We start from the raw sequence: 10761 nt of genomic DNA on the forward strand, positions 1-10761 counted from the left end.
ACCCGGCGGTTCCGTCGCCAGAACTACCATAAGCCTTTACAGAATAGGCAGTTACAGTGTCACGCCCTCGGCTGGCACCTGTTCCGAATCCGCGCGGCATGACACGGCACAGCCGCCCTTTTCGACCGATTTTTCAACCAGCCCCCGCCCGACCTCCGGAAACCACATGGCTCGTCATGGTCCCGAACCGCCGTTGGCTCCCGTCCGCCAGACGCAGAATAAGCCCATAGTCGGGATCCAGGTCCACCACCTCCCCCTCGTAGACCTCTCCTCCCTCGGCCAAGGTGATTCGTCGGCCAATGGTTCGGCAGCGCCTGGCCGCCTCGTGCCGAACATCCTCGTTTTCATCAGCCCAATCCGCACCGCCGCACACACGATCCAACCGCTCCAGGAGCGACCGGGCCAGCAACGTCCTGTCGACCTCGGCCCCAAGCATTGCGAGGCTGGCGACATACGGACGCATATCCGGCGGGAACGCCTCCGGCCCCTGCGAGCCATTCAGCCCGATACCGATCACCACGGCGGTTGTGCCTTCGGCCGCCGGTCGCGCCTCGACCAGAATGCCGCCCACTTTACGGTCCTCGACGACAACGTCGTTCGGCCACTTGATGCCGGCCGTGAGGTCCGACTGTTCTTCAATCGCCTCGGCGGCAGCGACGGCGGCGGCGCGCGTCAGGAGGGCCGGAGCGGCGCCCGCGCGCGGCATCCAGAGTACAACGGAGCAAAGAATTGCCGTGTGCGGCGGCGCGAGCCAACGGCTTCCGCGGCGTCCCCTGCCCGCGGTCTGATGTTCCGCAAAGATGGCCAGGCCGTCGGAGGCGTCCCTCCCCTGCGCGACGGTTTCCCACGCCAGGTCGTTCGTGGAAGCCGTCGCCTCGACGCACTCGATGTGCCGACCGACGCGATTCACCGCGAGTTCGCACGCCAATTCCTCCGCCAGGAGGCCGGCCGGCGCGCCGACAAGACGCAGGCCGAGCATCGGGTGCGCCTCGACGACAAAACCGACCTCCGAAAGGTCGTGGACGGCTTCGGCGAGGCGGTGCGGCGCCAGACCCAGCGCCGCCGCCAGATCCGCCGGCGGAATCGATTGGCCGTGCCCTCGCCGAAGCGATAAGGAAACTCGCGGGTCCACGATAGTCCTTTCGGAGGGCGCCGTCTTACCTCCGCTGGATTTCCAGCGAGATGTCGAGGATCGGGGCGCTGTGCGTCAGCGCGCCGACGCTGATGCGGTCGACACCCGTTTCGGCGACGGCGCGGACATTGGAGAGGTTGATGCCGCCCGAGGCTTCGAGGGCGGGTCCGGCGTCGCCGAAAAGCCGGTCGCGCTGGACCACGGCCTGGCGGAGTTGTTCGACCGGCATGTTGTCCAGCAGGACGACGTCGGGCGCCGCCCGCAAAACCTCTTCGAGGTAATCGAGGCTTTCGACCTCGACCTGAATGGGGATTTCGGGCGAGACGCGTCCCCGCGCTTCGCGGATGAGTTCCGCCACCGTCTCGCCGACGTGGTTCGGCGAACGGATGGCCAGGTGGTTGTCCTTGATGAGAACGCCGTCATAGAGGCCCGTGCGGTGGTTGATGCCGCCGCCGACGCGGACCGCGTACTTCTCGATATACCGCCAGCCGGGAGTGGTCTTGCGCGTGTCGAGAATCACGACCCCCGTGCCCTTGACGGCATCCACGTACTTGCGCGTCAGGGTGGCGATGCCCGAGAGGCTCTGGAGAAAATTGAGCATGGTGCGTTCGGCAGTGAGCATGGGTCGAACGGGGCCCGTGATGCGGCCGAGGGTCCGCCCGGCGCGGATGCGCGCCCCGTCCCGGACGGAGGGTTTGAATCGGAGCCGCGTGTCAACGCGGTGCAGAATGGGCTTGACGAAAAGGAGGCCGGCGACGACGCCGTCGGCACAGGCGACCACGCGGCCGTCGGCCTCGGCCTCGGTGTCGATGAGCACGTCGGTCGTCAGGTCGCCGGGGCCGATGTCCTCGTCGAGAGAAAGCGTGAGGAGGGGCTGGAGGCTTTCAAGGGCGCGGGCTTTGAGGCGATCCGTGGGGATCGTGCTAATGGGACGTTTGGGTTTCATGGAGGATTTCCTCGATGCGGTCGCGGAGTTGGGCGGCGCGTTCAAATTCGAGGCGTTCGGCCGCCCGGTGCATTTCTCCTTCCAGTTCGCGGACGAGTTCGGATCGCGCAAAATCCCTTTCGCTCAGGCGGACGGCCTCGCGTGCCGCCCGCCGGCCCTGGACCTCGGCTTCGATGCCGACACGGACCGCCTTTCGGATGCTTTCGGGCTTGATGCCGTGCTCCCGGTTATGGGCGGCCTGTTTTTCGCGGCGTCGGCGAGTCTCCTCGACGGCCCGCTGCATGCTCGGCGTCAGGGTGTCGGCGTAGAGGACCACCTGGGCGCTCGCGTGGCGGGCGCAGCGGCCGATCGTCTGCAACAGGCTCGTTTCCGAGCGAAGGAACCCTTCGCGATCCGCATCGAGGATAGCGACGAGGCTGACCTCCGGCAAGTCCAGACCCTCGCGCAGCAGATTGATGCCGACGATGGCGTCGAACTTGCCGAGCCTCAGGTCCCGCAGAATTTCGCTCCGGTCGAACACCTCGACCTCGCTGTGCAGGTACTCGCACTTGATGCCGGCGCGGCGAATGTATTCGGCAAGGTCCTCGGCGAGGCGTTTCGTGAGGGTCGTGATGAGGGTGCGCTGGCCGGCCTCGACGCGCTTCCGGATTTCGCCGAGAAGGTGCTCGACCTGCCCGCCTGCCGGCTCGATGCGTATCTCGGGGTCCACGAGGCCGGTGGGGCGGATGACCTGTTCGACGACCTCGCCGCCCGAACGCTCGATCTCCCAGTCGCCCGGCGTGGCCGAGACGAAGACGGTCTGGCCGACGAGCCCGAGCCACTCGTCAAACTCCAGCGGCCGGTTGTCGAGGGCCGAGGGCAGGCGGAACCCGTGCTCGACGAGGACGACTTTTCGGCTGCGGTCGCCGGCGTGCATCGCGCGGATCTGAGGGATGGTGGCGTGGCTCTCGTCGACAAAAACGAGGTAATCCTCCGGGAAGTAGTCCAGAAGGCAGTAGGGCCTCTCGCCGGCCGCCCGGCCGGAGAGGTGGCGGCTGTAGTTCTCGATGCCGGCGCAGTAGCCGACCTCGCGGAGCATTTCGAGGTCGTACTTGGTGCGGGCTTCGAGGCGCTGGGCCTCCAGTAGTTTGCCGCCGCGGCGGAGTTCCTGGAGCCGCTGGGTCAATTCCTCCTCAATCCGCACGCACGCCGTCTCAACGCGGTCCTCGGGCAGAAGAAAGTGTTTGGCGGGGTACAGGAAGACCTGCTTCTCGGAGCCGACGATCTCGCCGCTGGTCGGGTTGATCCTCGCGATGCGGTCGACGCGGTCGCCGAAGAATTCCACGCGATAGGCGAATTGCTCGTAGGCGGGCTGGACGTCGACGCAATCGCCGCGGACGCGGAACTTGCCGCGACCGAAACCCATGTCGTTCCGCTCGTACTGGAGGTCCACGAGACGCCGCAGAAGATCGTCGCGCTCGATCGCCAGACCGGTCTCGAGCGAAACGACCATGCCCTCGTAATCCTCGGGGCTGCCGAGGCCGTAGATGCACGAGACGCTGGCGACGATGATGACGTCGCGCCGGCTCATGAGCGCGCTGGTGGCCTGGAGGCGCAGACGGTCGATGTCGTCGTTGATCGAGGCGTCCTTCTCGATGTAGATGTCGCGGGCCGGGATGTATGCCTCGGGCTGATAGTAATCGTAGTAGGAAACGAAGTAGGCGACGGCGTTGTGAGGGAAGAACTCCTTGAACTCGCCGTAAAGTTGAGCGGCGAGGGTCTTATTGTGGCTGATGACGAGCGTCGGCCGTTGGACCCGCTGGATGACATTGGCCATGGTGAACGTCTTGCCGCTGCCCGTGACGCCGAGGAGCGTCTGGAACCGTTTGCCGGCCTCCAGGCCCGCCACGAGGGCCTCGATGGCGGCGGGCTGGTCGCCCTTCGGCACGAAATCGGACACCAGTTCGAAGCGGTCCATAAGCCGGAACCCCTATCGGCAAGAGGGCATCATAGCACAGAGGGGGCGAGGCGGCAACGGAGCGGGCCTCAGGGGGCATCCACCATCTCGACGGGCTCATCCCCCGCGTCGGGGTCGCCCAGGAAAAGGTAAGGCCGGAGTTTCTCGAGTATTTTGTCGCCGATGCCGCGAACTGTTTTGAGGTCGTCGAGCGATTCAAACTTCCCGCCGCAGGCCAGGCGGGCGTCAACGATTGCCTTCGCAAGTTTTTCGCCGACCCCGGGAATGAGCGAGAGCGTCACCCAGTCGGCCTGGTTGACGTTGACGCGAAAGGTCGGCCCTTCGGGGGGCGGGACAACCTCGATCGGCTCGGCGCCGATCCGCCAGTAATCGGCCGCCCGCCACGCGACGCCCGCCACCACCGCCAGCGCGAGGACGACCAGCACCACCTGCTCGGCGCGGGCGACGAGGGGCGACGGTTCCGGCGGCGGCGTTTCAGATGAATCGGCCATGAGCGACATTATGCCGGCCGCCGACCGCTCGGACAAGGCCGAACCCGCTGAAGACCCTTGAACTGTGCCGCGCGCGGCATAGAATCACCAGAGATACCTGCCCCTACGACCGGGGCAACCGGGAGGAGCGACATGACCGGGCTCGACAGGCGTTCATTCCTGAAGTGCAGCGCCGCCGGCACGCTGGGCTACCTGGCCGGTGCGTGGGCTCGTTCCGCCATGGCGAAGGAGGAAGAGGCGCCGCCGAAGAAACCCAACTTCGTCTTCTTCCTCGTCGACGACCTCGGCTGGCGCGACGTCGGATGCTACGGCACAAAATTTTACGAGACGCCGAACATCGACCGTCTCGCACGCGAGGGCATGCGTTTCACCGACGCTTACGCCGCCTGCCCCGTTTGCTCCCCCACGCGGGCGAGCATCATGACCGGCAAGTACCCCGCGCGGCTGCACCTGACGGACTGGATTCCGGGGCACGGGCGGCCGAACGCCAAACTGCGCATCCCCGACTGGACCAAGTACCTGCCGCTGGAAGAGGTGACGATAGCCGAGGCCCTGAAGCCCGCCGGTTACGCCACGGCCAGCATCGGCAAGTGGCACCTGGGCAGTGAGACGTACTGGCCCGACAAGCAGGGGTTCGACCTGAACTTCGCAGGCACGAACCAGGGCCAGCCACCCAGTTACTTCGCCCCATACCGGATTCCGACGATCCCGTCGGCCCCGGACGGCGAGTACCTGACGGACCGCCTGGCTCCTTTACCTGCCCCACTACGCCGTGCATTCGCCGCTCATGGCCAAGAAGGAAATCATCGAGAAGTACAAAGCCAAGGCCGACCCGGCAAGCGGGCAGCGCAACGCCACCTATGGAGCCATGATCCAGAGCGTGGACGACAGCGTCGGCAAGGTGTGCGCCAAACTGGAGGCGCTGGGCCTGGCGGACCGCACGGTGGTCATGTTCATGTCGGACAACGGTGGCGTGGCCGGCACGACCTCCAACGCCCCGCTCCGGGCTGGCAAAGGTACCCTCTACGAGGGCGGCATCCGCGAGCCCATGATCGTCCGGTGGCCAAGCGTCGTCAAGCCCGGCACCATCTGCGACGAGGTCGTGACGAGCGTCGACTTCTTCCCCACGATCCTCGAGATAGCCGGGGCCGGGGCCGAAGCGGCCCCCAAATCCGCATTACCACAACACTCTGCCCGGCGGCGCCGTCCGCGCGGGCGACTGGAAACTCATCGAATACTTCGAGGACGGCCGTCTCGAACTCTACAACCTGAGGGACGACCTCGGCGAGGCGAATGACCTGGCGGCGGCGATGCCAGAGAAGGCCCGCGAACTCCAGAAGATGCTGGCCGAGTGGCGGCGAACCGTCGGCGCCCAGATGCCCACGCCGAACCCCGACTACAAACCCGCGAAACCCTGAAAAAACAGAGGAGCCTGAACTTGAACCGCCGCGCGTTTCTGAAGGCCGCCGGGGCCGGCGCCGCCGCGATGGCCCTGGCGCACCGCAACCCAGAGGCATGCCCCCGCCGGCCAAGTCGCCACATGAAAGCCGCGCGCCTCACGAGGATCGGGTGAGCGGCAGGTCTTGGCCGCGTTTAGAGTTCCGGCCAGAGGACGTTCGTATCGCCGCCCTGAGGACCGCCCGCCGGCCAGATTTCCTGGCGAACGCCCACCAGTTTCCGGTACGCGATCTTGGGGTGAAGGTCCTTCCGCAGGAGCCCCCCGTGGGGGAAACCGTGGGGCTGCTCGTCCCAGAAATCGCGCCAGGAGACGGCCGTGACGAACGGCTTGGAAATGGCGATGTGGTAGAACTCGTCGAGCCAGTCGGATTGGACGACCTCGTCCCAGGGCTTGCGCCACACCCCCCCGGCTCCCGGCTGGTGGGCCGGGCCGCCGACGGTCGCCGCCTCGTCCGCATAACACGCGGACGGCACGCCGGCCGCCGTCACGTGCACCGGCTTGCCGAGCGAACCGAACAGGCTCAGCATCTCCGAGATGGCGAGCATGTCGCGGCAATAGAACCCTTCGCCGGCCGTCCCCAGAAACACCTGGAGGCCGATCACGTCGAAATCCACCCCCGCGTTGATGCACATTTCCGCGTAGTGGAACGGCCAGATGGAACGCTGGTTCGTCGCGTAATACTCGCCCCACGGCTGCACGAGGTCCAGCACCACCTTGGCCGACGGGTCGGTCCGCTTCACCGCCCGGGCACACACCCGCGTCAGTTCCAGGACTCGGTCCAGAGGAAGATTCATGCAGTTCTCGACGTGGAGTCCCGTCACGGCGTCCCAGTGGTCGATGTGGCCGCGATAGCGCTGCACGCAGCGCTCCACCTGGTCGAACACGTAGTCGCGGACGGCGCCGAAATCATTCTCCCAAATCCACACCCAGTCGGGCAGATAGGGCTCCGCGAAACGAATGAGCGACCCCCCCTTGATGGCGATGCCCTTCGCCTCAAACCAGTGGACCCAGCCGTCGTGCCAGCCCCAATGGAACTCCTGCTCGCGCGGCTCTATCAGCCGCCAGGTGAACGGCAGGGTGACGTAGTTGAAGGTTTCGACGAAACGTTCCTGGACGCGCGGCTGGTCGCCGAAGACTTCCCAGTAGCATCCGAAATCGACACGCCGCAGGTCGCCGCGCTCGCGCCGGATCCCGATGCCGACGTGCGCATCGCCAAGGGCCAGTTTCTCGCCCAGCGCGACGGCCTGGGCGAGCGCCTCCTCCGCCAACGCCGCCGACGCCACGGCCGAGTCCAGCGCCGTCATGGCGCGGGCCAACAGCAACTTCGCTTCGTTCAATTCGGCCTCGAACCCGGGCGTCGGACCGCCGTAAACGTACCCCCACTCGTCCTTTTTGCGCCAGACGTCGGCGACCCGTCCCCGCGCGAGTTCCAGGGGCAGGAGGTACGGTTCCTCGGCATCGGGCACGAGCGCGGTCCGCAGCATCAGCCGACCCGCGCCCTGCACCGGCCAGGGAATGTTCAGCGCCGCCAAGCCCTGGGCCCGGCGGTCGCAAAACAGCATCGCTTCGTCCGGCACGTAGCGAAACCGGGCGCGGATCGGCTGGCCTTCCAGGCTCGTCAGGTAAATCTGGTCCAGATCGAGCCGCTCGGGCGGTTTGCCCTCCATCAGCACGCGAAACGAAAGCACGGTACCTTCGGCCTCCTCTTCGTCACAGCCGCTGGGGCTTTCCGCCAACTCCGGGACGCATTATAGGGCCGCCGACACGCGACCCTCAATCGAAAAACCGGCACTAGCGGCTTTGGCGCGTCGGCGACTTGGGAAGGCGGAAGCGGGCGGAAACCTTCCCCATCGCCGAGGTTCAACTTACGGGCGGCGACCTGTCCTCCGTAGCCCGCAGGGCGAAGGAGGATTGTGGATAACTTTTTGGCGCGAGTTTTGGGGAGTATTTTGGGGCGATTTTTTGGAACCCATAGGCCCTGGCGCTGGTGTCCGGGGGGTTTTTTCGGCGGACGGGGTGCCTTGGGTAAGATGGGCTAGCGCAAATTTTGACTTTTTTACCCTCTTTTTGCACGTTTTTGACCGGTTTTTACCGGTTTTTGCGCCCAATTTCGCACTTTTTCCATCCATGCCATGTGCATACCTTTATGTTAATAACTTTTTTTCGGCCGTTTTGGCACGGGAATTGCGCGGCCTTCACGGCAGGGGGCCACGGCCGGAGCCGTACCCCGGCCAGGGGGGCCGTAGCCCTGCCAGGGAGATCGCAGAGGCTTGCCCTGAGCGCAGTCGAAGGGACGCAGAGGGGGGATGGGGGGGAAATGACAAAATCCGACTTGTCCGCCGAAGTCCCGGCGCGCCGGGACTACGCCGTGGCAGGCAGGGGGGAAAAGCAGGATTGGGGCCGGAAATGCCTGTCGCCGGCCCGAAGGGCTCCTTTGAAGGAACAGGGAGAAATCGGAAAACCGAAAGCAGTATAGGGTTCCCCGAAGTCCCCGTCCCCCGAATTCCCCCCACTTGGGGCTTAAGTTACGTGAGCGTGAGGTAGCAACAGACTTGCACCGGATTCTTCGGCGCGTCGTTCTTCCTCAATCAGCGGCCGACCCCAGTCCTGGAGGGTATCTAACTTCCTAAGACGGGGGAATGTCGACGGCGCTCGGCTAGTGTTACACATGAGTGTCATTTCATACAATGACTCACACGATCGACGCGGGAAGCATCCCAAGAAGGACCTGTTGATCGTCTTTGTGAGACCGCAATGCTGTCGCACGAAGAACTCGCTCCAACTCCGATTCAGTTGCCTCTTGTGTCCAACGTCCACGATTTCGACTTGGCCCAACTCTTGGCTCGGGTTATCCCGCCATGCTTCGAGCATCAGCGAGCACGCCGCTGAATCTGTCCTGGGGGCACTATATCCAAAGATAGTCACAATGTAGGCGTGTTTGAGAAAGTGACGAAATCGGATCCATTCGCCAGCAATGAAGGGGTCCTGTTCATAGTTCTTGTGCTTAACCGGGTAAAGGAGATGAGATCTGTCAAAGGGTCTTCCACACTTTGGACAGGTCTGGCCGAAAAACCCGACAGACTTGTGCGCATGACACACACCGCAGGCGACATTGCCATGAAGAAACGCGAACTCTGGTGGTTGCGTAATGTGGGCGTTGCGCGAAAAGGCTTGCATCAAGAGCGGGTCCCAATTGAAAGTGGCTATCAAGTCCTTCTTGCGGAGAGCTAGGATTAGAAAGTCGTATAGGGTCGCCCTGTCGGGCAGCCGAATGTCATGAAGGTAGTTGAAGACCCTTTCCTCCAAGCGGGTGATGAGTTCGGGGGTCTTCCCCGAAGAAACCAGGTCGTCGTAAAGTGATTCGAAATCGGCACCCTGCCACTGGATCCCATGTTCAGTCAACAGGGGACCAAGTCCAACCGTCTCGACAAAGTCACTCATTAGCGGAAGCACTTTCCCCAAAGCGTCTCCCTTGGGCAAGGCTGCCCGGCTTGCTCCCGCGCCCAGGATCACAACGTGCGGTGCAATGATATTGCGCCCGTCATGGGCAGGCATTGTTGGCATGGATGGGTTTGAGGATTCTAATGGATGAAGTCCGCTCCTATCAGTTCCACATTGATCAACTCCTCCTCTTCGATGCCCGCTTCAAGTTGCCACGAACCGGCTTGACCGGAACCACCACCGAGCGGGGTAAAAGTGCTGCGAACATCGCGTGCCTGGACCATATCGTTCCTTCGGAACGTCACACGGAAGGTGAGGCTCCTGAGCGTGGCGTCCGAGCCGTTGAACACATCGCAGAAGAGCGTGCCGGTTTGCCAATCCCAACCGTCGAGTCTCAGGCGGGAAAACTGGTCTTGGGTCCAGGGGCAAAAAGGGGACATGCTACTTTTTTGCCTCCTTGGGAGGTCGGCCACGGGGTGGAGCGTGAATTCCAGGCCCAACCGCCGCGCCGGCCCGCGCGCTACTCGGGCTTCTTCATGTGGGATTCCAGGAGGCCCTTCACGGCCTTGGCCACGCCTTCGGCCAGTTCATCCGGGCCGACGCGCACCGCGCTCTTCACGGTCCCCGTCACCATCGCGACGCCGAGCACCTGCTTCGTCTCGGCGTTGACGATCTCCACCTGGACCGTCAGGAAGGGGTCCACGCCGAAGCCGGTCGCCCGAAGCGCCGAACCGCCCGAATCGTAATCCATGAACTTTCCGCGGATGAGCAAGGTCGGCTTGCCGCCGCCCGTCTTGAACGCATCGAGTTCCGCGAGTTTCGCCGCCACCGCCGGCCGCACCGACGCCACGACGTCCTTCGGGATCGCCCCGAGCATCGGCGACGGGTCGAACGATTCCACCTGGGCCGAGCGGTACGCGAGGAGGCTCGTCGGGCCGCCCATGTTCCTGATTTCGAAGTACCGGCCGCTCGCCCCCGTCACACCGTAATACGCCTGCTTCACCGCCGTCCCCACGCACCCGGCAATGAGCACCGCGCCCACCAGTCCGATCACGAGTCCCCGTTTCATGGTTGTTCCCTTTCTCTCTCGGTTCCCCCCACCAGGTTCCACCAGCGCCCAGTAAACTGGGCGGCTAAATGTGAACGGCACAAAACGCGCCCGGTAAACTGGGCGGCTAAATGTGAACGGCACAAAACGCGCCCGGTAAACTGGGCGGCGAACCCAGCGCCCAGTAAACTGGGCGGCTAAATGTGAACGGCACAAAACGCGCCCAGTAAACTGGGCGGCTAAATGTGAACGGCACAAAACGCGCCCGGTAAACTGGGCGGCGAACC

General features: G+C 64.3%; 7 protein-coding genes and 1 pseudogene. 1 reads left to right on the forward strand and 7 read right to left on the reverse strand.

The window, feature by feature from the left end; genetic code table 11:
- Positions 1–133 precede the first annotated feature (133 nt).
- From NTX40_06160 to NTX40_06175, 4 genes are all read right to left on the reverse strand, one after another.
- Positions 134–1132, reverse strand: a complete 999-nt coding sequence (locus tag NTX40_06160) for a biotin--[acetyl-CoA-carboxylase] ligase (GenBank protein ID MCX5648666.1) — start codon at positions 1130–1132, stop codon at positions 134–136.
- A 25-nt stretch (positions 1133–1157) separates the two neighbouring features.
- Positions 1158–2078, reverse strand: coding sequence for a carboxylating nicotinate-nucleotide diphosphorylase (nadC, locus tag NTX40_06165; protein ID MCX5648667.1), 921 nt, complete (start codon positions 2076–2078; stop codon positions 1158–1160).
- Complete coding sequence (gene uvrB, locus NTX40_06170; protein ID MCX5648668.1) at positions 2056–4035, reverse strand: excinuclease ABC subunit UvrB; 1980 nt, start codon at positions 4033–4035, stop codon at positions 2056–2058. Before uvrB ends, nadC begins: the two co-directional genes overlap by 23 nt.
- A gap of 68 nt (positions 4036–4103) precedes the next feature.
- Positions 4104–4562, reverse strand: coding sequence for a helix-hairpin-helix domain-containing protein (locus NTX40_06175; protein ID MCX5648669.1), 459 nt, complete (start codon positions 4560–4562; stop codon positions 4104–4106).
- 183 nt (positions 4563–4745) lie between these two features.
- Here NTX40_06175 and NTX40_06180 point away from each other — a divergent pair.
- A pseudogene (locus NTX40_06180) lies at positions 4746–5823 on the forward strand (sulfatase).
- 296 nt (positions 5824–6119) lie between these two features.
- On the opposite strand, the gene NTX40_06185 reads toward NTX40_06180, so the two are convergent.
- From NTX40_06185 to NTX40_06195, 3 genes are all read right to left on the reverse strand, one after another.
- Complete coding sequence (locus NTX40_06185; protein MCX5648670.1) at positions 6120–7673, reverse strand: endo-1,4-beta-xylanase; 1554 nt, start codon at positions 7671–7673, stop codon at positions 6120–6122.
- 1893 nt (positions 7674–9566) lie between these two features.
- On the reverse strand, positions 9567–9866 hold the full coding sequence (locus tag NTX40_06190; GenBank protein ID MCX5648671.1) for a hypothetical protein: 300 nt from the start codon (positions 9864–9866) through the stop codon (positions 9567–9569).
- A gap of 80 nt (positions 9867–9946) precedes the next feature.
- Positions 9947–10495: a hypothetical protein gene (locus NTX40_06195; protein ID MCX5648672.1), complete on the reverse strand. Its 549-nt coding sequence runs from the start codon at positions 10493–10495 to the stop codon at positions 9947–9949.
- Between the last annotated feature and the right edge of the window lie 266 nt (positions 10496–10761).

This window comes from Planctomycetota bacterium (genome assembly GCA_026387035.1).
Taxonomy (GTDB): Bacteria; Planctomycetota; Phycisphaerae; order FEN-1346; family FEN-1346; genus JAPLMM01.

Coding starts and splice junctions, on each gene's coding strand:
- nadC (MCX5648667.1), bottom strand. CDS start 2,078: ATGAAACCCAAACGTCCCATTAGCACGATCCCCACGGATCGCCTCAAA.
- uvrB (MCX5648668.1), bottom strand. CDS start 4,035: ATGGACCGCTTCGAACTGGTGTCCGATTTCGTGCCGAAGGGCGACCAG.
- NTX40_06190 (MCX5648671.1), bottom strand. CDS start 9,866: ATGTCCCCTTTTTGCCCCTGGACCCAAGACCAGTTTTCCCGCCTGAGA.
- NTX40_06195 (MCX5648672.1), bottom strand. CDS start 10,495: ATGAAACGGGGACTCGTGATCGGACTGGTGGGCGCGGTGCTCATTGCC.